The following is a 23,583-nucleotide window of genomic DNA, read 5'->3' on the forward strand; positions in this document are numbered from 1 at the left end:
ACATGTTCCGCCGTACGTTCTGGTTCACCACCGGTGTCGCCGCCGGCGTCTGGGCCACCACCAAGGTCAACCGCAAGATCCGGCAGCTGACCCCGGAGAGCCTCGCCGCCACCGCCGCGAACAAGGCGCTGGAGACCGGCCACCGGATCAAGGACCGGGCGGTCGGCTTCGCGCTCGACGTCCGCGACAACATGGCCCAGCGGGAGGAAGAGCTCGGGGAGGCGCTGGGCATCAACGCGGACCCCGCCCTGCCCGCGCCCCGGCGGCTCGCCGTCATCGAGAACAACCGCAGCAACCCGAAGTACATCGAGAACAGCAGGATTTCGAAGCACGTCGATCCCACGACGTACTCGTACGACCGGAATGAGGACCACTGATGGAGTCGGCAGAGATTCGCCGCCGCTGGCTGAGCTTCTTCGAGGAGCGCGGGCACACCGTCGTCCCTTCGGCGTCGCTCATCGCGGACGACCCGACTCTGCTCCTCGTCCCGGCCGGCATGGTGCCCTTCAAGCCCTACTTCCTGGGTGAGGTCAAGCCGCCCTTCGCCCGCGCCACCAGCGTGCAGAAGTGCGTGCGCACCCCGGACATCGAAGAGGTCGGCAAGACCACCCGGCACGGCACGTTCTTCCAGATGTGCGGCAACTTCTCCTTCGGCGACTACTTCAAGGAAGGCGCCATCACGTACGCCTGGGAGCTGCTCACCAGCCCCCAGGACAAGGGCGGTTACGGACTGGAGCCGGAGAAGCTCTGGATCACCGTCTACCAGGACGACGACGAGGCCGAGCGCATCTGGCACGAGGTCGTCGGCGTGCCGAAGGAGCGCATCCAGCGCCTCGGCATGAAGGACAACTACTGGTCCATGGGCGTCCCCGGCCCGTGCGGCCCGTGTTCCGAGATCAACTACGACCGCGGCCCCGAGTTCGGCGTCGAGGGCGGCCCCGCCGTCAACGACGAGCGGTACGTGGAGATCTGGAACCTCGTCTTCATGCAGTACGAGCGCGGCGAGGGCATCGGCAAGGACAACTTCGAGATCCTCGGCGAACTGCCCAGCAAGAACATCGACACGGGCCTCGGCCTGGAGCGCCTCGCCATGATTCTGCAGGGCGTGCAGAACATGTACGAGATCGACACCTCCATGGCCGTCATCAAGAAGGCCACCGAGCTGACCGGCGTCCACTACGGCGACGCCCATGCCTCGGACGTCTCGCTGCGCGTGGTCACCGACCACATGCGCACCTCCGTGATGCTCATCGGCGACGGCGTCACCCCCGGCAACGAGGGCCGCGGCTACGTGCTGCGCCGCATCATGCGCCGCGCCATCCGCAACATGCGGCTGCTCGGTGCCACCGGCCCGGTCGTCCTCGACCTGATCGACACCGTGATCGCGATGATGGGCCAGCAGTACCCGGAGCTGGTCACCGACCGCGAGCGCATCGAGAAGGTCGCCGTCGCCGAGGAGAACGCCTTCCTCAAGACGCTGAAGGCCGGTACGAACATCCTCGACACGGCCGTCACCGAGACCAAGGAGGCCGGCGGCAAGGTCCTCGCCGGTGACAAGGCGTTCCTGCTCCACGACACCTGGGGCTTCCCGATCGACCTCACCCTCGAAATGGCCGCCGAGCAGGGCCTGTCGGTGGACGAGGAGGGCTTCCGCCGCCTGATGAAGGAGCAGCGGGAGCGCGCCAAGGCCGACGCCCAGGCCAAGAAGACCGGCCACGCCGGTGCCGGCGCCTACCGTGAGATCGCCGACAGGACCGGCGAGACCGACTTCATCGGCTACAGCGACACCGAGGGCGAGACCACGATCGTCGGCATCCTGGTCGACGGCGTCTCCTCGCCGGCCGCCACCGAGGGCGACGAGGTGGAGATCGTCCTCGACCGCACCCCGTTCTACGCCGAGGGCGGCGGTCAGATCGGCGACACCGGCCGGATCAAGGTCGACACCGGTGCCGTCATCGAGATCCGCGACACCCAGAAGCCGGTCCCGGGCGTCTACGTCCACAAGGGCGTCGTCCAGGTCGGCGAGGTGACGGTGGGTGCCAAGGCCCACGCCTCGATCGACTCCCGTCGCCGGACCGCCATCGCCCGCGCCCACTCGGCCACCCACCTCACCCACCAGGCGCTGCGTGACGCGCTCGGCCCGACCGCCGCCCAGGCCGGTTCGGAGAACCAGCCCGGCCGCTTCCGCTTCGACTTCGGTTCGCCGTCTGCGGTTCCCACGGCCGTGATGACCGACGTCGAGCAGAAGATCAACGAGGTGCTCGCCCGCGACCTCGACGTGCGCGCCGACATCATGGGCATCGACGAGGCCAAGAAGCAGGGCGCCATCGCCGAGTTCGGCGAGAAGTACGGCGAGCGGGTCCGCGTGGTGACCATCGGTGACTTCTCCAAGGAGCTGTGCGGCGGCACCCACGTGCACAACACGTCCCAGCTGGGTCTGGTGAAGCTGCTCGGCGAGTCCTCCATCGGCTCGGGCGTGCGCCGTATCGAGGCCCTCGTCGGTGTCGACGCCTACAACTTCCTGGCCCGTGAGCACACGGTCGTCGCCCAGCTCCAGGAGCTGATCAAGGGCCGTCCGGAGGAGCTGCCGGAGAAGGTCTCCGCCATGCTCGGCAAGCTGAAGGACGCCGAGAAGGAGATCGAGAAGTTCCGCGCGGAGAAGGTGCTGCAGGCCGCCGCCGGTCTCGTCGAGTCCGCCAAGGACGTGCGCGGGATCGCCGTCGTCACCGGGCAGGTCCCGGACGGCACCACCCCGGACGACCTGCGCAGGCTGGTCCTCGACGTGCGCGGCCGCATCCAGGGCGGACGCGCCGCCGTGGTCGCCCTCTTCACGGTCAACAACGGCAAGCCGCTCACGGTCATCGCCACCAACGACGCCGCCCGCGACCGCGGCCTCAAGGCCGGTGACCTGGTCCGTACCGCCGCCAAGACGCTCGGCGGCGGCGGTGGCGGCAAGCCGGACGTCGCCCAGGGCGGCGGCCAGAACCCGGCCGCGGTCGGCGAGGCCATCGACGCCGTCGAGCGTCTCGTCGACGAGACCGCCAAGTAAGGAAACGGTCGGAAATGCGCAGAGGACGTCGGCTCTCGATCGACGTCGGGGACGCCCGGATCGGGGTCGCCTCGTGCGACCCCGACGGGATCCTCGCCACCCCGGTGGAGACGGTCCCCGGCCGGGACGTTCCGGCGGCCCACCGCCGGCTACGGCAACTGGTCGAGGAGTACGAACCGATCGAGGTCGTCGTCGGACTCCCGCGCTCCCTCAAGGGAGGTGAGGGCCCGGCCGCCGTCAAGGTCCGGGCCTTCGCCCAGGAGCTCGCCAAGGGCATCAAGCCGGTGCCGGTCCGCCTGGTCGACGAGCGGATGACGACGGTGACGGCCAGTCAGGGGCTGCGTGCCTCCGGGGTGAAATCCAAGAAGGGACGCTCCGTCATCGACCAGGCCGCCGCTGTGATCATCCTTCAGCAGGCGCTGGAATCCGAACGGGTGTCAGGTAAACCACCCGGTGAGGGCGTCGAAGTGGTCATCTGATCGCGATACGGTAACGTTCCGCGCGATGCGATGGTTTTCGAACAGCCACCGCACAGCAAGAGGCGGAACGGTCCGTCGGCCCACCAGCCGCGTGATGCGCCGCCTCGCGGCTCTAGGGGATCGATGACTGAGTATGGCCGGGGCCCAGGCTCCGAACCGTGGCACCCGGAGGACCCGTTGTACGGGGACGACGGGTGGGGCGGACAGCAGGCCCACGTGGGCCGGCAGTCCCCCTACGGCGGCCAGCCGCAGCACTACCCGCAGCAGTCGCAGCAGCAGTACGGCGACTGGGGCCAGCACCAGCAGGGTGGGTACGACCAGCACCACGGCCAGCAGCAGTACGCCTACTACGACGAACAGGGTCAACTGCAGTACGCCGACGGGCACGGCCAGCAGCAGTACGACCAGCAGTACGCCGGTCATGCCCCGCAGCAGTACCACCAGGGCGCCTGGGACGCGGCCGGCACCCACGGCGAGGTGCCCTACGCTGCCGACCCGGGCGACCCCTACGGTCAGCAACCCGTGGCCTACGGCGGTGAGCAGCCCGACTTCTACGGCACCGAGGACGCCTACCCGCCGCCGGAGCCGCCCGGCCGCAGGCGTGAACCCGAGCCGGCCCCGCAGCCGGACCCCGCTGCCGAGGAGGAGGAAGAAGAGCAGCATCCCTTCTTCACCGGCGCGGACGACGAGGCCGACGAGGACGACGACGATCCGAAGGGACGCCGTGGTGGTGGCCGCGGCAAGGGGGGCAAGGAGCCCAAGGGCGGCAAGAAGGCCAAGGGCGGCGAAGGAGCCAAGAAGCGCCGCAACGGCTTCGCCTGCCTGGTGGTCTGCCTGGTCTTCGGCGGCGGCGCGGCCACCGTCGGCTACTTCGGCTGGCACTTCTACCAAAATCGTTTCGGCGCCTCCCCGGACTACGCGGGCAGCGGCAACGGCGAGACCGTGACCGTACAGATCCCCAAGGGTGCGGGTGGGTACGACATCGGCCGTCGGCTGAAGGAAGCCGGCGTCGTCAAGAGCGTCGACGCGTTCGTCCACGCGCAGTCGCAGAACCCGAAGGGCAACACGATCCAGGCGGGCGCCTACACCTTGAAAAAGGAGATGTCCGCCGCGAGTTGTGTGCTGCTGATGCTCGACCCGAAGAGCCAGGCGAATGTGGTGGTCACCCCGGGCGAGCGCGCGGCTGCCGTCTACGTGGCCCTCGACAAGAAACTCGGCCTTTCCACGGGTACCAGCAAGAAGATCGCCAAGGCCGAGTACAAGAACCTCGGCCTGCCGAGCTACGCGAACACCAACAGCAAGATCATGGATCCGCTGGAAGGATTCCTCTACCCGGGGACCTATCCGGCGGCCAAGGGCATGAAGCCCGACGCGATCCTCAAGCAGATGGTCGCGGCGGCCAAGGAGCAGTACGCGACCTACGACCTCGCCGCGGAGGCCAAGAAGTACGACCTGGACAGTCCGCTGCAGGTCATCACGGTCGCGAGCCTCGTCCAGGCCGAAGGAAAGACGCACGACGACTTCCGGAAGATGGCGGAAGTGGTCTACAACCGTCTCAAGTACACGAACACCGAGACGAACCGGTTGCTCCAATTCGACTCGACCTTCAACTACCTGAAGGGTACGAGCAATATCCACATCAGCGAGTCGGAGATCAACAGCAACCGGGACCCGTACAACACCTACACCCAGAAGGGTCTGCCGCCCGGTCCGATCGGCAACCCCGGCGAGGACGCGCTGAAGGCGGCACTGAATCCGACCGAAGACGGCTGGATGTACTTCGTGGCGACCGACGGCGTGAACAACACCGAATTCGCCAAGACCAACGCCGAATTCGAAAAGCTCAAGGAAAAGTTCAATGCCACCTCGGGCCGCTGACGCCCGCCGGGCCGCCGTGCTCGGTAAGCCCATCGCCCACTCGCTCTCCCCGGTGCTGCATCGGGCCGCGTACGAGGAACTCGGGCTCACCGAGTGGTCGTACGAGCGCTTCGAGGTCGACGAGGCCGGGCTGCCCGGCTTCATCGAGAAGCTGGGGCCGGAGTGGGCGGGGCTGTCGCTGACCATGCCGCTGAAGCGGGCGGTCATACCGCTGCTCGACGAGGTCAGCGAGACCGCCGCCTCGGTCGACGCCGTCAACACCGTCGTCTTCACGCAGGACGGGCGCCGACTCGGCGACAACACCGACATCCCGGGGATGGTCGCCGCGCTCCGCGAGCACGGCATCGAGCAGGTCGACTCCGCCGCGATCCTCGGCGCCGGCGCCACCGCCTCCTCCGCCCTGGCCGCACTCGCCCGGATCTGCACCGGCGAGGTCGTCACCTATGTCCGCAGCTCGGCCCGCGCCGCCGAGATGCGGGAGTGGGGCGAGCGGCTCGACGTCGAGGTCCGCGTCGCCGACTGGGCCGACGCCGAACAGGCCCTGCGTGCCCCTCTGGTGATCGCCACCACCCCCGCCGGCACCACCGACGACCTCGCCACCGCCGTACCGGAACGCCCCAGCACTCTCTTCGACGTCCTCTACCACCCCTGGCCCACCGCCCTGGCCGCCCGCTGGTCCATGTTCGGCGGCGCCGTGGTGAGCGGCCTGGACCTCCTGGTGCACCAGGCCGTCCTCCAGGTCGAGCAGATGACCGGCCACAGCCCGGCCCCCGTCGACGCCATGCGGCGGGCCGGGGAGAAGGCGCTGGCCGAGCGCTGACCGCGTCGCTGGGGAGCCGCACGTCGCGGGGCGCCGGCGAACCGCGTCCGCCTGCTGGACCGGCGGCCGGGTTCGGGGTCCGGACGTGGGAGGATCGGAGGTGGCGGACCGGGGCCGCGCACCCGGTCGGGCCGTCGCCGTACGCGAGGACACGCGTACGCAGGGCAGTACCAGGGCGCGAGCACTGAGGAGCATCGTTGAGCAGGCTGCGTTGGCTGACCGCGGGAGAGTCCCACGGTCCCGCACTTGTCGCGACGCTGGAGGGCCTTCCCGCCGGCGTGCCGATCACGACCGAGATGGTCGCCGACCACCTGGCGCGGCGGCGGCTCGGTTATGGCCGCGGTGCGCGGATGAAGTTCGAGCGCGACGAGGTGACCTTCCTCGGCGGCGTCCGGCACGGACTGACCCTCGGCTCCCCGGTCGCGATCATGGTGGGCAACAGCGAGTGGCCCAAGTGGGAGCAGGTCATGGCGGCCGACCCGGTCGACCCCGAGATCCTCGCGGGCCTCGCCCGCAACGCCCCGCTGACCCGCCCCCGCCCCGGCCACGCCGACCTCGCCGGGATGCAGAAGTACGGCTTCGACGAGGCCCGGCCGGTCCTGGAGCGGGCCTCCGCCCGCGAGACCGCGGCCCGCGTGGCGCTCGGCGCCGTCGCCCGCTCGTACCTGAAGGAGACCGCCGGCATCGAGATCGTCTCGCATGTCGTCGAGCTGTGCTCCGTGAAGGCCCCGGCCGGCAGTTACCCCACCCCGGCCGACGTCGAGAAGCTGGACGCCGACCCGCTGCGCTGCCTGGACGCCGACGCGTCGAAGGCGATGGTCGCGGAGGTCGACCAGGCCCACAAGGACGGCGACACCCTCGGCGGTGTGGTCGAGGTGCTGGCGTACGGAGTGCCGGTCGGCCTCGGCTCGCACGTCCACTGGGACCGCAAGCTGGACGCCCGCCTCGCCGGTGCCCTGATGGGCATCCAGGCGATCAAGGGCGTCGAGATCGGCGACGGCTTCGAGCTGGCCCGGGTGCCGGGATCCAAGGCGCACGACGAGATCGTCGGCACCCCGGAGGGCATCCGGCGCGTCTCCGGCCGGGCCGGCGGCACCGAGGGCGGACTGTCCACGGGCGAGCTGCTGCGGGTGCGGGCCGCGATGAAGCCGATCGCGACCGTGCCGCGCGCGCTGCAGACGGTGGACGTGGCGACGGGCGAGGCCGCGCAGGCGCACCACCAGCGCTCCGACGTCTCCGCCGTCCCGGCGGCCGGCATCGTCGCCGAGGCGATGGTCGCGCTCGTCCTCGCGGACGCGGTCGCCGAGAAGTTCGGCGGCGACTCGGTGACCGAGACCCGGCGCAACGTGCGCTCGTACCTCGACCACCTGGCCATCCGGTGAACACCGCACCGGTGGTGGTGCTGGTCGGGCCGATGGGAGTGGGGAAGTCCACGGTCGGGCAGCTGCTCGCGGCGCGGCTCGGCGTCGGCTACCGGGACACCGACGAGGACATCGTGGCCGCCGAGGGCCGCACCATCGCCGACATCTTCGTGGCCGAGGGCGAGTCCGCGTTCCGCGCCGTCGAGAGGCAGGCGGTGCGGGTGGCGCTGGCCGAGCACGAGGGCGTCCTCGCGCTCGGCGGCGGCGCGATCCTCGACGCCGGGACCCGCGCGCTGCTCGCCGAGCGGCGGGTGGTCTACCTCTCGATGGACGTCGAGGAGGCCGTCAAGCGCACCGGCCTGAACGCGGCCCGGCCGCTGCTCGCCCTGAACCCGCGCAAGCAGTGGCGCGAGCTGATGGAGGCGCGGCGGCACCTGTACGAGGAGGTCGCCACGGCCGTCGTGGCGACCGACGGCCGTACGCCCGAAGAGGTCACCCAAGCAGCCCTGGACGCACTGGAGTTGAAGGAAGCATGAGCGAGGCAGTCACCCGGATCCAGGTCGGCGGCACGGCGGGCACCGAGCCGTACGAGGTCCTGGTGGGCCGTCAGCTGCTCGGTGAACTGGGCGGGCTGATCGGCGAGAAGGCCAAGCGGGTCGCCGTCATCCATCCCGAGGCGCTCGCCGAGACCGGCGACGCGCTCCGCGCCGACCTGGCCGGGCAGGGCTACGAGGCGGTCGCCATCCAGGTGCCCAACGCCGAGGAGGCCAAGACCGCCGAGGTCGCCGCCTACTGCTGGAAGGCGCTCGGCCAGTCCGGTTTCACCCGCTCCGACGTCATCGTGGGCGTGGGCGGCGGCGCCACCACCGACCTGGCCGGTTTCGTCGCCGCCAGCTGGCTGCGCGGGGTGCGCTGGATCGCGATCCCGACCACCGTGCTGGCCATGGTGGACGCGGCGGTGGGCGGCAAGACGGGCATCAACACGGCCGAGGGCAAGAACCTGGTCGGCGCCTTCCACCCGCCGGCGGGCGTGCTGTGCGACCTGGCCGCCCTCGACTCCCTCCCCGTCAACGACTACGTCTCCGGGCTCGCCGAGGTCATCAAGGCCGGCTTCATCGCCGACCCCGCGATCCTGGAACTCATCGAGTCCGACCCCGAGGCGGCGCGGACCCCGGCCGGCCCGCACACGGCCGAGCTCATCGAACGCTCCATCCGGGTCAAGGCGGAGGTCGTCTCCTCCGACCTGAAGGAGTCCGGGCTGCGGGAGATCCTCAACTACGGCCACACGCTCGGCCACGCCATCGAGAAGAACGAGCGCTACAAGTGGCGGCACGGCGCCGCGGTCGCCGTCGGCATGCACTTCGCCGCCGAACTGGGCCGCCTCGCCGGACGTCTCGACGACGCGACGGCCGACCGCCACCGTACGGTCCTGGAGTCCGTGGGCCTGCCCCTGCACTACCGCTACGACCAGTGGCCCAAGCTGGTCGAGACGATGAAGGTCGACAAGAAGTCCCGCGGCGACCTGCTGCGCTTCATCGTCCTGGACGGCCTCGCCAAGCCGACCGTCCTGGAGGGCCCCGACCCGGCCGTGCTGCTCGCCGCGTACGGCGAGGTCGGCCAGTAGACCGCTGTCCGCTGGACCGCTGCTGTCCGCGCCATCCGGTTCCGCCGCGTGGCGCGGGCACTTCGGACCGCCCCCGGCCGTTTCATCGAACGACGACCGGGGGCGGTACCGTTCGGTAACGAGCGCAGCCGCACATGACGAGACGGAGTGGCACCGGATGCAGCACGCAGTGGGATCTCCGCTGCCGCCGCCCCATCGGCCGGGGCAGGGACCGACCGGCTGGCAGCCGGCCGCACACCATCCGGGAGCGCCCCAGGGCCCCGCACCCGTGCCGCCGCCTCCGGCCGCCCCGCCACCGCCCACGGTCCCGCCACTGCCCACGGCCCCCCCGTCGCCCGACGCCACGGGCCACGTCCCGCTGCCGCCGGGCGCTCCGGTGGGCATCCCCACCGCACCGCCGGCCGCGGCCACCGCGCCCGACCCCGCCGCCACCACCCTGGCCGTCCTCCTCATCGGCCCGGCCGGGGCGGGCAAGACCAGCGTGGCCAAGTACTGGGCGGACCACCGCCGGGTCCCCACGGCCCACATCAGCCTCGACGACGTCCGCGAGTGGGTCCGCTCCGGCTTCGCCGACCCCCAGTCCGGCTGGAACGACAACTCCGAGGCCCAGTACCGCCTCGCCCGCCGCACCTGCGGCTTCGCCGCTCGCAACTTCCTGGCCAACGGCATCTCGTGCATCCTCGACGACGCGGTCTTCCCGGACCGCCCGGTCGTCGGCCTCGGCGGCTGGAAGCGCCACGTCGGCCCGGGCCTCCTGCCCGTCGTCCTCCTGCCCGGCCTCGACATCGTCCTGGAGCGCAACGCGGAACGCTCGGGAAACCGCCGCCTCACCGACGAGGAAGTGGCCCGCATCCACGGCCGCATGGCCGGCTGGTACGGCTCGGGCCTCCCGATCATCGACAACTCCCAGCTGGACGTGCCGACCACGGCCCGAGTTCTGGACGAGGTCCTGGCCAGGGCGATAGCGAGCCCCCCGAACTGGTGACCGGGGTCGAGCGGAGACACTCAGGGGCGCGAGGAACCGCGCGACCAGCCCCCACCGGCCCGCACCCGACGACGCACCCCACTCGGCCCTCCCGACCGGCACAATCCGCCCATCACTCCTACGCTCGTGTCATGTCCGAGGTGTACGCCGCCCGCCGAACCCGCCTGAGGGACCGCTGCCAGGCCAGCGGCAGCGCCTGCGCGCTGGTCTCACGCCCCGCCAACGTGAGGTACCTCGCCGGCGCCGCCCCGCGCGGCTCCGTCCTGCTGCTCGGGAGACACGAGGACCTCCTGGTGAGTCCGGGCCCGGCGGACGACCGCCCCACCGAGGCCCGCGCCGACGACTCCCTGCGTCCGCACCTCCTGGAAGGCCCCGGCGGCGACCCCGTCGTGGCCGCCGGCGGCCTCGCCGCCGCCCAGGGCGCCGACGCCCTCGCCGTCGAGGAGCACCACCTCACCGTGGCCCGGCACCGCGCCCTCGCCTCGGTCGCCCCGCGGCTGCGCCTGGCCGACCTGGGCAGCGCCGTCGAGCAGCTCCGGGTCGTCAAGGACGAGGAGGAGATCTCCTGCCTGCGCATCGGCGCCGAGATCGCCGACCAGGCCCTCGGCGAACTGCTGGAGTCGATCCTCGTCGGCCGTACCGAACGGCACCTCGCCCTGGAGCTGGAGCGCCGCCTCGTCGACCACGGCGCCGACGGCCGAGCCTTCCCGACCTCCGTGGCCACCGGACCGAACTCCGGCCGCCGCGGTCACCGCCCCACCGACCGGCGGGTCGAGGAGGGCGACTTCCTCTCCGTCTGCCTCGGCGCCACCTACCGGGGCTACCGCTGCGAGATCGGCCGCACCTTCGTCATCGGCACCTCGCCCGCGGACTGGCAGATCGAGCTGTACGACCTGGTCTTCGCCGCCCAGCGGGCCGCCCGGGAGAGCCTCGTGCCGGGCGCCGCCTGCCGGGACGTGGACCGCGCGGCCCGCCAGGTACTGGACTCCGCGGGCCACTCCGAAGGCCTGCAACCCCTGACGGGACACGGCGTCGGACTCGAAATCGACGAGGACCCGCAGCTCGCTCCCGCGGCCATGGGTAAACTGGACGCTTGCGTGCCGGTCACCGTCGAACCGGGGGTCCACCTCCCGGGCCGGGGCGGTGTCCGGATCGATGACACGCTCGTCGTCCGCCCCGAGGCGGACGGCGGACCCGAGCTACTCACCATCACGACCAAGGAGCTGCTCGCACTATAGGGAAGGTGCGTGCGCCGGGGTCGTCCACGTCAGTCCAGGAGATTCCGCAACCGTGGCTTCCACGAACGACCTCAAGAACGGCCTGGTGCTCAAGCTCGAAGGCGGCCAGCTCTGGTCCGTCGTCGAGTTCCAGCACGTCAAGCCCGGCAAGGGCCCCGCATTCGTGCGCACCAAGCTCAAGAACGTGCTGTCCGGCAAGGTCGTCGACAAGACCTTCAACGCCGGCGTCAAGGTCGAGACGGCCACTGTCGACAAGCGCGACATGCAGTTCTCGTACATGGACGGCGAGTACTTCGTCTTCATGGACATGGACACGTACGACCAGCTGCACATCGACCGGAAGACCGTCGGCGACGCCGCGAACTTCCTGATCGAGGGCTTCACGGCCGTCGTCGCCCAGCACGAGGGCGAGGTGCTCTTCGTCGAGCTGCCCGCCGCCGTCGAGCTGACCATCCAGGAGACCGAGCCCGGCGTCCAGGGCGACCGCTCCACCGGCGGCACCAAGCCCGCCACGCTGGAGACCGGCCACCAGATCCAGGTCCCGCTCTTCATCACCACCGGTGAGAAGATCAAGGTCGACACCCGCACCAGCGACTACCTCGGCCGGGTGAACGGCTAACCGTGGCTGCCCGCAACACGGCCCGCAAGCGTGCCTTCCAGATCCTCTTCGAGGGCGACCAGCGCGGGGCCGACGTCCTGACCGTGCTCGCGGACTGGGTCCGGCTGTCCCGGACCGACACCCGGCAGCCGCCGGTCAGCGAGTACACGATGCAGCTGGTCGAGGGCTACGCGGAACACGCCACGCGTATCGACGAGCTGATCGCCCAGTACTCGGTGGGCTGGACCCTCGACCGGATGCCGGTCGTCGACCGCAACATCCTGCGCCTGGGCGCCTACGAGCTGATCTGGGCCGACGAGACGCCGGACGCGGTCGTTCTCGACGAGATGGTGCAGATGGCCAAGGAGTTCTCGACGGACGAGTCACCGGCGTTCGTGAACGGGCTCCTCGGGCGTCTGAAGGAGCTGAAGCCGTCGCTGCGCCGCGAGGCGTGAGCCGACGGAACGCCGGAGGGCCTGCAGCGTGCCTTGCTGCAGGCCCTCCGACGTGCTGTGCGCCCCATGGGGCCGGGGATGCCGTTCGGGGCGGCTGCGGGCCGTGTGGGGCTTTTCGAAGGGCGATGACAAAAAGCACCGCCGGGTCGGTCGGAACCAGCTGGTTCCGGCCACCCCGGCGGCACGTTTCTGCTCAGGTGTGGTGCGGGTCAGGCGTCCTCGTGGGTGGCCACCGCGCGACGGGCGTCCGCGTCGAGGACTCCCCAGCTGATCAGCTGCTCGGTGAGGACCGAGGGCGACTGGTCGTAGATGACGGCCAGTGTGCGCAGGTCGTCCTGGCGGATCGACAGCACCTTGCCGTTGTAGTCGCCGCGCTGGGACTGGATCGTCGCCGCGTACCGCTGCAACGGGCCCGCCTTCTCGGCCGGCACGGTGGCCAGCCGCTCAAGGTCGAGGACCAGCTTCGGCGGGGGCTCGGCGGCACCGCCGGGAGTGGTGCCGGGCAGCAGCTCCTGCACCGGGACCCCGTAGAAATCCGCCAGCTCGGCAAGGCGCTGCACGGTCACGGCACGGTCGCCGCGCTCGTACGAGCCGACCACGACGGCCTTCCAGCGCCCCTGGGACTTCTCCTCGACACCGTGGAGGGATAGGCCCTGCTGGGTGCGGATGGCCCGGAGCTTGGCCCCGAGCTGTTTGGCGTATTCGCTGGACATATGGCTCCCCGGACACTGTCGACGCGGCCGGCTTGGTTCCCGCCGCGCGGCTGGTAACTCACTGTGAGGTTACGCAGCGTTACTCTCCCGCGTCAAGCCGAATGGTCCGCACCGACTCTTCCGCGCGCGCCCTGGCCGATTACGCCAGGGGGGTGATCGGGGGGCTCCCCGTCACCTGCTACGGTGGATGGCGCAAATCCGACGTCCTTTAAGGTCCGTCCCGTGAGGCGGAGAAGGAGGTCCGTTTCGTATGGACAAGCAGGTAAAGCCTGATCATCAGGCGTCCGATGCCCGGCCCGTTCTCGAAGGGCCCGACATCGCGCGGGTGCTGACCCGCATCGCCCACGAGATCGTCGAGCGCGCCAAGGGCGCCGACGACGTGGTGCTCCTCGGCATCCCGACCCGCGGCGTCTTCCTCGCCCGGCGGCTCGCCGCCAAGCTGGAGCAGGTCACCGACCGCAAGATCCCCGTCGGCTCGCTCGACATCACCATGTACCGCGACGACCTGCGCATGCACCCGCCGCGCGCGCTGGCCCGCACCGAGATCCCCGGCGACGGCATCGACGGCAGGCTGGTCGTCCTCGTCGACGACGTGCTCTTCTCGGGCCGCACCATCCGCGCCGCCCTCGACGCCCTGAACGACATCGGGCGCCCGCGCGCGGTCCAGCTCGCGGTCCTCGTCGACCGCGGTCACCGCGAACTGCCCATCCGCGCCGACTACGTCGGCAAGAACCTCCCCACGTCGTTGCGGGAGACGGTCAAGGTCCTGCTCGCCGAGGAGGACGGTCGCGACACCGTGCTGCTCGGCGCGAAGCCGGCCCAGTAGCGGACCGAGGGGGTCGCGCCGGTCCGGCGCGCCCAGGTCTGCCCGCAATCTCCCGATATGTGAACTGCCCTACGGAGCCTGACAGATGCAGCGTCATCTCATCTCGGCCGCCGACCTCACCCGCGACGACGCCGTCCTGATCCTCGACACCGCCGAGGAGATGGCCCGGGTCGCCGACCGGCCGATCAAGAAGCTGCCGACCCTGCGCGGCCGCACCGTCGTCAACCTCTTCTTCGAGGACTCGACCCGCACCCGGATCTCCTTCGAAGCCGCCGAGAAGCGCCTCTCCGCCGACGTCATCAACTTCACCGCCAAGGGGTCGAGCGTCTCCAAGGGCGAGTCCCTGAAGGACACCGCCCAGACCCTCGAGGCCATGGGCGTCGACGCCGTCGTCATCCGGCACGGCGCCTCGGGCGCCCCCTACCGCCTCGCCAACTCCGGCTGGATCGACGCCGCCGTCATCAACGCGGGCGACGGCACCCACCAGCACCCCACCCAGGCCCTCCTGGACGCCTTCACCATGCGCCGCCGGCTCGTCGGCCGGGACGCCGGGCTCGGCCAGGACCTGGCCGGCAAGCACATCACGCTCGTCGGCGACGTTCTGCACAGCCGGGTCGCCCGCTCCAACGTCGACCTCCTGCACACCCTGGGCGCCGAGGTCACCCTGGTCGCCCCGCCCACCCTGGTGCCGGTCGGCGTCGAACACTGGCCCTGCGAGGTGTCGTACGACCTCGACGCCGTCCTGCCCAAGTCCGACGCGGTGATGATGCTGCGCGTGCAGCGCGAGCGCATGAACGCCGCGTTCTTCCCCACCGAGCGCGAGTACTCGCGGCGCTACGGCCTCGACGGCGACCGGATGGCGAGGATGCCCGAACACGCCATCGTGATGCACCCCGGCCCGATGGTCCGCGGCATGGAGATCACCGCCGAGGTCGCCGACTCCGAGCGCTGCACCGTGGTCGAGCAGGTCGCCAACGGCGTCTCCATCCGGATGGCCGTTCTGTACCTCCTGCTCGGCGGCAACGAACCCGCCGTCAGCCATGCCCGCACCACCGAGGAGAAGTAACACATGAGCAAGATCCTGATCCGTGGTGCGAAGGTGCTCGGCGGTGAGCCGCAGGACGTCCTGATCGACGGCGAGGTCATCGAGGCGGTCGGCGCCGGTCTGTCCGCCGAGGGCGCGGAGGTCGTCGAGGCGGCGGGCAGGGTGCTGCTGCCGGGCCTGGTCGACCTGCACACGCACCTGCGCGAGCCGGGGCGCGAGGACTCCGAGACGGTCCTCACCGGCACCCGCGCGGCCGCGAGCGGCGGCTACACGGCCGTCTTCGCCATGGCCAACACCTTCCCGGTCGCCGACACCGCCGGCGTGGTCGAGCAGGTCTACCGGCTCGGCCGGGAGCACGGCTACTGCGACGTCCAGCCCATCGGCGCCGTCACCGTCGGCCTGGAGGGCAGGAAGCTCGCCGAACTCGGCGCCATGCACGAGTCGGCCGCCGGGGTCACCGTCTTCTCCGACGACGGCAAGTGCGTCGACGACGCCGTGATCATGCGCCGCGCCCTGGAGTACGTGAAAGCCTTCGGCGGGGTGGTCGCCCAGCACGCGCAGGAGCCCCGGCTGACCGAGGGCGCCCAGATGAACGAGGGCGTCGTCTCGGCGGAGCTGGGCCTGGGCGGCTGGCCCGCCGTCGCCGAGGAGTCGATCATCGCGCGCGACGTGCTGCTCGCCGAGCACGTCGGCTCCCGCGTCCACATCTGCCACCTGTCGACCGCGGGATCCGTCGAGATCGTCCGCTGGGCCAAGGCCCGGGGCATCGACGTCACCGCCGAGGTCACCCCGCACCACCTGCTCCTCACCGACGAACTGGTGCGGTCCTACAACCCGGTCTACAAGGTCAACCCGCCGCTGCGCACCGAGCGCGACGTGCTGGCGCTGCGCGAGGCCCTCGCCGACGGCACGATCGACATCGTCGCCACCGACCACGCCCCGCACCCGCACGAGGACAAGGACTGCGAGTGGGCCGCGGCCGCCATGGGGATGGTGGGCCTGGAGACCGCGCTGTCCGTGGTCCAGGAGACCATGGTGGACACGGGCCTGCTGACCTGGGCCGGCGTCGCCGACCGGATGTCCGTCAAACCCGCGCGCATCGGGCGGGCCACCGGCCACGGCCGTCCCGTCTCGGCTGGTGAGCCCGCCAACCTCACCCTCGTCGACACGCAATACCGTGGCCTCGTGGACCCCGCGGGCTTCGCCTCGCGCAGCCGCAACACCCCGTACGAGGGACGCGAGCTGCCGGGCCGTGTCACCCACACGTGGCTGCGGGGCAAGGCGACGCTCGTGGACGGGAAGCTCACGTGACACCTCTCATCCTGCTGGCAGACGAGAAGAAGTCGGCCGCGGTCACCGACTGGGCCGCGCGCATCGGCTGGCTGGTCGGCCTGGCGCTCTTCGTCGCGCTCGTCTACTGGCTCATGCGCGAGGGCTGGAAATGGCGCGGCACCCTCCAGGGCGACCTGCCCGCGCTGCCCAGCGCGCCGGACGACCCCGGTGCCGTGAGACTGACCATGAGCGGCCGCTACCACGGCTCCACCACCGCCGGGCAGTGGCTGGACCGCATCGTGGCCCAAGGCCTCGGCTCCCGCAGCCGGGCCGAGCTCACCCTGACCGACGCGGGCCTGGACGTCGTACGCCCCGGGGCGAGCGACTTCTTCATCCCCGCCGACGCGCTCCGCGAGGCCCTGCTGGGCAAGGGCATCGCGGGCAAGGTCCTCACCGAGGGCGGACTCCTCGTGGTGACCTGGGCGCACGGCGACAAGCTGATCGACTCCGGTTTCCGCTCCGACCACGCGGCCGAGCACACCGAGTGGGTCGACGCCATCAACTCCATGATCAAAACCAACAGCACGGAAGGCGCCGAACGATGACGACCTCCACAAGGGGAACCGCCAAGGCTCCCGCCGTACTCGTCCTGGAGGACGGCCGGATCTTCCGCGGCCGCGCCTACGGGGCCGTGGGGGAGACCTTCGGCGAGGCCGTGTTCTCCACCGGCATGACCGGCTACCAGGAGACCCTCACCGACCCCTCCTACGACCGCCAGATCGTGGTCGCCACCGCCCCCCAGATCGGCAACACGGGGTGGAACGACGAGGACGACGAGTCCAGCCGCATCTGGGTCTCCGGCTACGTCGTGCGCGACCCCGCGCGCGTGCCCTCCAACTGGCGCTCCAGGCGCTCCCTGGACGACGAACTGGTCGCCCAGGGCGTGGTCGGCATCTGCGGCATCGACACCCGCGCCCTCACCCGCCACCTGCGCGAGCGCGGCTCCATGCGGTCCGGCATCTTCTCCGGCGAGGCGATCGCCCCCGACGCCGAGCTGGTCGAGCGCGTGCAGGCCCAGCCGCACATGAAGGGCGCCAGCCTCTACGAGGAGGTCGCCACCAAGGAGGCGTACGTCGTCCCGGCCGTCGGGGAGAAGCGGTTCACCGTCGCCGCCATCGACCTCGGCATCAAGGGCATGACCCCGCAGCGGATGGCCGAGCGGGGCATAGAGGTGCACGTGCTGCCCGCGACGGCCACGGTGGAGGACGTCTACGCCGTCTCCCCGGACGGGGTGTTCTTCTCCAACGGCCCCGGCGACCCCGCCACGGCCGACGGCCCGGTGGCCCTGATGACCGCCGTCCTGGAGCGGAAGACCCCGCTCTTCGGCATCTGCTTCGGCAACCAGATCCTCGGCCGCGCGCTCGGCTTCGGCACCTACAAGCTGAAGTACGGCCACCGGGGCATCAACCAGCCGGTCCAGGACCGTACGACCGGCAAGGTCGAGGTCACCGCGCACAACCACGGGTTCGCCGTGGACGCGCCGCTCGACAAGGTCAGTGAGACGAGGTTCGGCCGCGCCGAGGTCTCGCACGTCTGCCTGAACGACGACGTCGTGGAAGGCCTGCAGCTGCTCGACCAGCCGGCCTTCTCCGTCCAGTACCACCCCGAAGCGGCAGCGGGCCCGCACGACGCCGCCTACCTGTTCGACCGCTTCACGTCTTTGATGAGCACCGTTTCGATGGAGGGCCAGCGTGCCTAAGCGCACCGATATCCAGTCCGTCCTGGTCATCGGCTCCGGCCCGATCGTCATCGGCCAGGCCGCCGAGTTCGACTACTCCGGTACCCAGGCCTGCCGTGTGCTGCGTGCCGAGGGCCTGCGGGTCGTCCTGGTCAACTCCAACCCGGCGACGATCATGACCGACCCGGAGATCGCCGACGCGACCTATGTCGAGCCGATCACGCCGGAGTTCGTCGAGAAGATCATCGCGAAGGAGCGTCCCGACGCGCTGCTGCCCACCCTGGGCGGCCAGACGGCTCTGAACACCGCGATCTCGCTCGACGAGAACGGTGTCCTGGCCAAGTACGGTGTCGAGCTGATCGGCGCCAACGTGGAGGCCATCAACAAGGGCGAGGACCGCGACCTGTTCAAGGAGGTCGTGGAGGAGGTCCGCAAGAAGATCGGGCACGGCGAGTCCGCCCGCTCGGTCATCTGCCACACCATGGACGAGGTCATCGCGGGCGTGGAGGAGCTCGGTGGCAGCTACCCGGTCGTGGTGCGTCCCTCGTTCACGATGGGCGGGGCCGGTTCCGGTTTCGCGCACGACGAGGAGGAGCTGCGCCGGATCGCCGGTCAGGGCCTGACGCTGTCGCCGACCACCGAGGTGCTCCTGGAGGAGTCCATCCTGGGGTGGAAGGAGTACGAGCTGGAGCTCATGCGCGACAAGCACGACAACGTCGTGGTCGTCTGCTCCATCGAGAACTTCGACCCCATGGGCGTGCACACCGGTGACTCGATCACCGTGGCCCCGGCCATGACGCTGACCGACCGCGAGTACCAGATCCTGCGGGACATCGGCATCGCCGTGATCCGTGAGGTCGGTGTGGACACGGGCGGCTGCAACATCCAGTTCGCGGTGAACCCCGAGGACGGCCGGGTCATCGTCATCGAGATGAACCCGCGGGTGTCGCGGTCCTCGGCGCTGGCCTCCAAGGCGACCGGCTTCCCGATCGCCAAGATCGCCGCGAAGCTCGCCGTCGGCTACACCCTGGACGAGATCCCGAACGACATCACGCAGGAGACCCCGGCCTCCTTCGAGCCCACGCTCGACTACGTGGTCGTCAAGGCCCCGCGGTTCGCGTTCGAGAAGTTCCCGCAGGCGGACTCGACGCTGACCACCACCATGAAGTCGGTCGGTGAGGCCATGGCCATCGGCCGGAACTTCCCCGAGGCCTTCCAGAAGGCGCTGCGCTCGCTGGAGAAGAAGGGCAGCCAGTTCACCTTCGTCGGCGAGCCGGGCGACAAGCAGGCGCTGCTGCACGAGGCGGTGCGGCCCACCGACGGCCGGATCAACACCGTCATGCAGGCCATCCGCGCGGGCGCCACCCCCCAGGAGGTCTTCGAGTTCACGAAGATCGACCCCTGGTTCGTGGACCAGCTGTTCCTGATCAAGGAGATCGCCGACGAGCTGGCCGGGGCCGCCGAGCTGAGCGCGGACCTGCTGGCCGAGGCCAAGCGGCACGGCTTCTCCGACCAGCAGATCGCCGAGATCCGGGGACTGCGCGAGGACGTCGTGCGGGAGGTGCGGCACGCGCTCGGGGTGCGCCCGGTCTACAAGACGGTCGACACCTGCGCCGCCGAGTTCGCCGCGAAGACGCCGTACTTCTACTCCTCCTACGACGAGGAGAGCGAGGTCGCGCCGCGCGAGAAGCCGGCCGTCATCATCCTGGGCTCCGGCCCGAACCGCATCGGCCAGGGCATCGAGTTCGACTACTCGTGCGTGCACGCCTCCTTCGCCCTGTCGGACGCGGGCTACGAGACCGTGATGGTCAACTGCAACCCGGAGACCGTCTCCACCGACTACGACACCTCCGACCGGCTGTACTTCGAGCCGCTCACCCTGGAGGACGTCCTGGAGATCGTCCACGCCGAGCAGCAGGCCGGCCCGGTGGCGGGTGTGGTCGTGCAGCTGGGCGGGCAGACCCCGCTGGGCCTGTCGCAGGCGCTGAAGGACAACGGCGTGCCGATCGTGGGCACGTCCCCGGAGGCGATCCACGCGGCCGAGGACCGGGGCGCCTTCGGGCGGGTGCTGGCCGAGGCGGGCCTGCCGGCTCCCAAGCACGGCACGGCCACCACCTTCACCGAGGCCAAGGCCATCGCCGACGAGATCGGCTACCCGGTGCTGGTGCGGCCCTCCTACGTGCTGGGCGGACGCGGCATGGAGATCGTCTACGACGAGACCCGGCTGGAGGCGTACATCGCCGAGTCCACCGAGATCAGCCCCACCCGCCCGGTCCTGGTCGACCGGTTCCTCGACGACGCCATCGAGATCGACGTCGACGCCCTCTACGACGGCCAGGAGCTCTACCTCGGCGGTGTCATGGAGCACATCGAGGAAGCCGGCATCCACTCCGGTGACTCGGCCTGCGCGCTCCCCCCGATCACGCTGGGCGGCTTCGACATCAAGCGGCTGCGGGCCTCCACCGAGGCCATCGCCCGCGGCGTCGGCGTGCGCGGCCTGATCAACATCCAGTTCGCGATGGCCGGGGACATCCTCTACGTCCTGGAGGCCAACCCGCGCGCCTCCCGCACGGTCCCCTTCACCTCGAAGGCGACCGCGGTGCCGCTGGCGAAGGCCGCCGCCCGGATCTCGCTGGGCGCCACCGTCGCCGAACTGCGCGCCGAGGGCCTGCTGCCCGCCCGCGGCGACGGCGGCGAGTTGCCCTTCGACGCGCCGATCTCCGTCAAGGAAGCGGTCATGCCCTGGTCGCGGTTCCGTGACATCCAGGGCCGTGGCGTGGACACCGTGCTGGGCCCGGAGATGCGCTCCACCGGCGAGGTCATGGGCATCGACTCCGTCTTCGGCACCGCCTACGCCAAGTCCCAGGCCGGAGCGTACGGGCCGCTGCCGACCAAGGGCCGCGCGTTCATCTCGGTCGCCAACCGCGACAAGCGGTCGATGATCTTCCCGGCCCGGGAGCTGGTCGCCCACGGCTTCGAACTCCTCGCCACCTCCGGCACCGCCGAGGTGCTCAAGCGCAACGGCATCAACGCCACCGTCGTGCGCAAGCAGTCCGAGGGGATCGGGCCGAACGGCGAGAAGACCATCGTCCAGCTCATCCACGACGGCGACGTCGACCTCATCGTCAACACCCCCTACGGCACCGGGGGACGCCTGGACGGGTACGAGATCCGGACCGCGGCGGTGGCCCGCTCGGTACCGTGCCTGACCACCGTGCAGGCACTGGCCGCGGCCGTCCAGGGCATCGACGCGCTGAACCACGGCGACGTGGGCGTGCGGTCGCTCCAGGAGCACGCGCAGAGGTTGATCGCCGCGCGGGACTGAGAGGTCGTAGTGAGGCTGCGCCCGCCTTGTGGCTGGTCGCGCAGTTCCCCGCGCCCCTTCGGGGCGCTCGGCTGAGGGGGGACTCCGGAAACGGCGTCCCCCCTTCGTGTGAGGACACCGATGTACAAGATCTTCTTCCAGCTCGTCTTCCGGCGGATGGATCCCGAAGCCGCCCACCACCTCGCCTTCCGGTGGATCCGGCTCGTCGCCCGCATTCCGGTGCTGCGGACCTTCGTCGCCGCCGCGCTCGCGCCCCGCCACAAGGAACTGCGCACCGAGGCCTTCGGGCTGCGGATGCACGGGCCGTTCGGGCTCGCGGCCGGGTTCGACAAGAACGCCGTGGCGATCGACGGGATGTCGATGCTCGGTTTCGACCACGTCGAGATCGGGACCGTGACCGGCGAGGCCCAGTCCGGAAATCCGCGGAAGCGGCTGTTCCGGCTGGTCGCCGACCGGGCGCTGATCAACCGCATGGGCTTCAACAACGACGGCTCACTGACCGTCGCCGCCCGCCTCGCGACCCGGAAGCCCGTCTTCAGGACCGTCGTGGGCGTCAACATCGGCAAGACCAAGGTCGTCCCGGAGGCCGAGGCGGTCGGCGACTACGTGAAGTCCGCCGAGCGACTCGCGCCGTACGCGGACTACCTGGTCGTGAACGTCTCGTCGCCGAACACACCGGGGCTGCGCGACCTCCAGGCCACCGAGGCGCTCAGGCCGCTGCTGAGCGCCGTCCGCGAGGCCGCCGACCGGGTCGTGGCCCACCGCAGGGTCCCGCTGCTGGTGAAGATCGCGCCGGATCTCGCCGACGAGGACGTGGACGCCGTCGCCGACCTGGCCGTGGAGATGGGCCTGGACGGGATCATCGCGACCAACACCACGATCGCGCGCGACGGGCTCGGCCTGCGGTCCGACCCGGCCCTGGTGAAGGAGACCGGCGGGCTCTCCGGTGCGCCCCTGAAGACGCGCTCCCTGGAGGTGCTGCGGCGCCTCTACGCGCGCGTGGGCGACCGGATCACCCTGGTCGGCGTCGGCGGCGTGGAGACCGCCGAGGACGCCTGGCAGCGCATCCTGGCCGGTGCCACGCTGGTCCAGGGCTACAGCGCCTTCGTCTACGAGGGCCCCTTCTGGGCGCGCGCCATCCACAAGGGCCTCGCGGCGCGTCTGCGCACCAGCCCGTACGCCAGCCTCGCCGACGCGGTCGGCGCCGACGTGAGGAAGACCGCATGAGCCCCCTGGAGCCTTTCGGCGCGCGGCTGCGCCGCGCCATGGACGAGCGCGGTCCGCTCTGCGTCGGCATCGACCCGCACGCCTCGCTGCTGTCCGAGTGGGGTCTGGACGACGACGTGGCCGGCCTGGAGCGGTTCAGCCGCACCGTCGTCGAGGCAGTGGCCGACCGGGTCGCCGTCATGAAGCCGCAGAGCGCGTTCTTCGAGCGGTTCGGCTCGCGCGGGGTGGCCGTTCTGGAGCGGGTGGTGCAGGAGGCGCGAGCGGCCGGGACGCTGGTCGTCATGGACGCCAAGCGCGGTGACATCGGCTCCACCATGGCCGGGTACGCGGAGGCCTTCCTCGGCAAGGACGCCCCGCTGTTCTCGGACGCCCTGACCGTCTCGCCGTACCTCGGCTACGGCTCGCTCAGCCCGGCCGTCGCCCTGGCCCGGGAGAGCGGCGCCGGCCTGTTCGTGCTGGCGCTCACCTCCAACCCGGAGGGGCCCGAGGTGCAGCACGCGGTCCGCGGTGACGGACGCACGGTCGGCGCGACCATGCTGGCCCACCTCGCCGCCGAGAACGCGGGGGAGGAGCCGCTGGGCTCCTTCGGCGCCGTGGTGGGCGCCACGGTCGGCGACCTGTCGTCGTACGACCTCGACATCAACGGTCCGCTCCTCGCGCCCGGGGTCGGCGCGCAGGGGGCGACGGCGGCCGACCTGCCCACGGTCTTCGGGGCGGCCGTGCGCAACGTGGTTCCAAACGTGAGCCGAGGTGTTTTGCGTCACGGTCCCGACGTCGGCGCCCTGCGGGCGGCCGCGGAGCGGTTCGCGGGTGAGATCCAGCACGTCGTCGCAGGTCGGTGACTCCTCCGCGAAGCGCCCCGGCGGGCGCTTCGACGGCGGCCCGAGGGTGAATACATCCTCAAATCCAGGGCAGTATGTCTGAAATGTCCGGCCTGACGGAGGCTGACC

At 70.7% G+C, this 23,583-nt stretch carries 21 protein-coding genes; 20 read left to right on the forward strand and 1 reads right to left on the reverse strand.

What is annotated here, in order from left to right; all coding sequences use genetic code 11:
* The first annotated feature begins 2 nt into the window (after positions 1-2).
* The 12 genes from ACZ3KP_RS20885 to nusB all read left to right on the forward strand — a co-directional run bounded on the left by ACZ3KP_RS20885 (position 3) and on the right by nusB (position 12,487).
* Positions 3-377, forward strand: a complete 375-nt coding sequence (locus tag ACZ3KP_RS20885; RefSeq protein ID WP_467501198.1) for a hypothetical protein — start codon at positions 3-5, stop codon at positions 375-377.
* Complete coding sequence (gene alaS, locus ACZ3KP_RS20890; protein WP_467501199.1) at positions 377-3,049, forward strand: alanine--tRNA ligase; 2,673 nt, start codon at positions 377-379, stop codon at positions 3,047-3,049. Before ACZ3KP_RS20885 ends, alaS begins: the two co-directional genes overlap by 1 nt.
* Positions 3,050-3,063: 14 nt before the next feature.
* Positions 3,064-3,528, forward strand: coding sequence for a Holliday junction resolvase RuvX (gene ruvX / locus ACZ3KP_RS20895; RefSeq protein WP_132889276.1), 465 nt, complete (start codon positions 3,064-3,066; stop codon positions 3,526-3,528).
* A 123-nt stretch (positions 3,529-3,651) separates the two neighbouring features.
* Positions 3,652-5,406, forward strand: a complete 1,755-nt coding sequence (gene mltG, locus ACZ3KP_RS20900; protein ID WP_467501200.1) for an endolytic transglycosylase MltG — start codon at positions 3,652-3,654, stop codon at positions 5,404-5,406.
* Positions 5,387-6,226: a shikimate dehydrogenase gene (locus tag ACZ3KP_RS20905; RefSeq protein ID WP_467501201.1), complete on the forward strand. Its 840-nt coding sequence runs from the start codon at positions 5,387-5,389 to the stop codon at positions 6,224-6,226. Before mltG ends, ACZ3KP_RS20905 begins: the two co-directional genes overlap by 20 nt.
* Before the next feature lie 197 nt (positions 6,227-6,423).
* Positions 6,424-7,608: a chorismate synthase gene (gene aroC / locus ACZ3KP_RS20910; RefSeq protein WP_358978080.1), complete on the forward strand. Its 1,185-nt coding sequence runs from the start codon at positions 6,424-6,426 to the stop codon at positions 7,606-7,608.
* 32 nt (positions 7,609-7,640) lie between these two features.
* Entirely contained in the window at positions 7,641-8,123 is a 483-nt protein-coding gene (locus ACZ3KP_RS20915; protein ID WP_467501285.1) for a shikimate kinase, read from the forward strand.
* On the forward strand, positions 8,120-9,211 hold the full coding sequence (gene aroB / locus ACZ3KP_RS20920) for a 3-dehydroquinate synthase (RefSeq protein ID WP_366894655.1): 1,092 nt from the start codon (positions 8,120-8,122) through the stop codon (positions 9,209-9,211). Before ACZ3KP_RS20915 ends, aroB begins: the two co-directional genes overlap by 4 nt.
* 157 nt (positions 9,212-9,368) lie before the next feature.
* A complete protein-coding gene (locus ACZ3KP_RS20925) occupies positions 9,369-10,196 on the forward strand; it encodes a Pro-rich N-terminal domain-containing protein (RefSeq protein ID WP_467501202.1) in 828 nt (275 codons plus the stop codon).
* Positions 10,197-10,327: 131 nt separating this feature from the next.
* A complete protein-coding gene (locus ACZ3KP_RS20930; protein ID WP_467501203.1) occupies positions 10,328-11,434 on the forward strand; it encodes an aminopeptidase P family protein in 1,107 nt (368 codons plus the stop codon).
* A gap of 52 nt (positions 11,435-11,486) precedes the next feature.
* Positions 11,487-12,053, forward strand: a complete 567-nt coding sequence (gene efp, locus ACZ3KP_RS20935; protein WP_132889284.1) for an elongation factor P — start codon at positions 11,487-11,489, stop codon at positions 12,051-12,053.
* Between the two features lie 2 nt (positions 12,054-12,055).
* A complete protein-coding gene (gene nusB / locus ACZ3KP_RS20940; RefSeq protein WP_132889285.1) occupies positions 12,056-12,487 on the forward strand; it encodes a transcription antitermination factor NusB in 432 nt (143 codons plus the stop codon).
* 209 nt (positions 12,488-12,696) lie between these two features.
* On the opposite strand, the gene bldD is transcribed toward nusB, so the two are convergent.
* Positions 12,697-13,200, reverse strand: coding sequence for a transcriptional regulator BldD (gene bldD / locus ACZ3KP_RS20945; RefSeq protein WP_020938842.1), 504 nt, complete (start codon positions 13,198-13,200; stop codon positions 12,697-12,699).
* 250 nt (positions 13,201-13,450) lie between these two features.
* Here bldD and pyrR point away from each other — a divergent pair, with 250 nt between their 5' ends.
* The 8 genes from pyrR to pyrF all read left to right on the forward strand — a co-directional run bounded on the left by pyrR (position 13,451) and on the right by pyrF (position 23,475).
* Positions 13,451-14,026 carry a bifunctional pyr operon transcriptional regulator/uracil phosphoribosyltransferase PyrR gene (gene pyrR / locus ACZ3KP_RS20950; protein ID WP_358978072.1) on the forward strand — a complete coding sequence of 192 codons (576 nt, stop codon included), beginning with the start codon at positions 13,451-13,453 and terminating at the stop codon, positions 14,024-14,026.
* Between the two features lie 85 nt (positions 14,027-14,111).
* Positions 14,112-15,092 (forward strand): aspartate carbamoyltransferase catalytic subunit, encoded by a 981-nt coding sequence (locus ACZ3KP_RS20955; RefSeq protein ID WP_467501204.1) that lies wholly within the window; start codon positions 14,112-14,114, stop codon positions 15,090-15,092.
* A gap of 3 nt (positions 15,093-15,095) precedes the next feature.
* A complete protein-coding gene (locus ACZ3KP_RS20960) occupies positions 15,096-16,382 on the forward strand; it encodes a dihydroorotase (RefSeq protein WP_358978068.1) in 1,287 nt (428 codons plus the stop codon).
* Entirely contained in the window at positions 16,379-16,948 is a 570-nt protein-coding gene (locus tag ACZ3KP_RS20965) for a PH-like domain-containing protein (RefSeq protein WP_132889289.1), read from the forward strand. Before ACZ3KP_RS20960 ends, ACZ3KP_RS20965 begins: the two co-directional genes overlap by 4 nt.
* Positions 16,945-18,102, forward strand: coding sequence for a glutamine-hydrolyzing carbamoyl-phosphate synthase small subunit (gene carA, locus ACZ3KP_RS20970; protein WP_467501205.1), 1,158 nt, complete (start codon positions 16,945-16,947; stop codon positions 18,100-18,102). Before ACZ3KP_RS20965 ends, carA begins: the two co-directional genes overlap by 4 nt.
* Positions 18,095-21,406 carry a carbamoyl-phosphate synthase large subunit gene (gene carB, locus ACZ3KP_RS20975; protein WP_467501206.1) on the forward strand — a complete coding sequence of 1,104 codons (3,312 nt, stop codon included), beginning with the start codon at positions 18,095-18,097 and terminating at the stop codon, positions 21,404-21,406. The genes carA and carB overlap by 8 nt, the downstream gene beginning before the upstream one ends.
* A 120-nt stretch (positions 21,407-21,526) precedes the next feature.
* On the forward strand, positions 21,527-22,633 hold the full coding sequence (locus ACZ3KP_RS20980; RefSeq protein ID WP_467501207.1) for a quinone-dependent dihydroorotate dehydrogenase: 1,107 nt from the start codon (positions 21,527-21,529) through the stop codon (positions 22,631-22,633).
* Complete coding sequence (pyrF, locus tag ACZ3KP_RS20985) at positions 22,630-23,475, forward strand: orotidine-5'-phosphate decarboxylase (RefSeq protein ID WP_358978060.1); 846 nt, start codon at positions 22,630-22,632, stop codon at positions 23,473-23,475. The genes ACZ3KP_RS20980 and pyrF overlap by 4 nt, the downstream gene beginning before the upstream one ends.
* The last annotated feature ends 108 nt before the right edge of the window (positions 23,476-23,583 follow it).

The sequence above is a fragment of the Streptomyces sp. NPDC020958 genome, assembly GCF_055562175.1.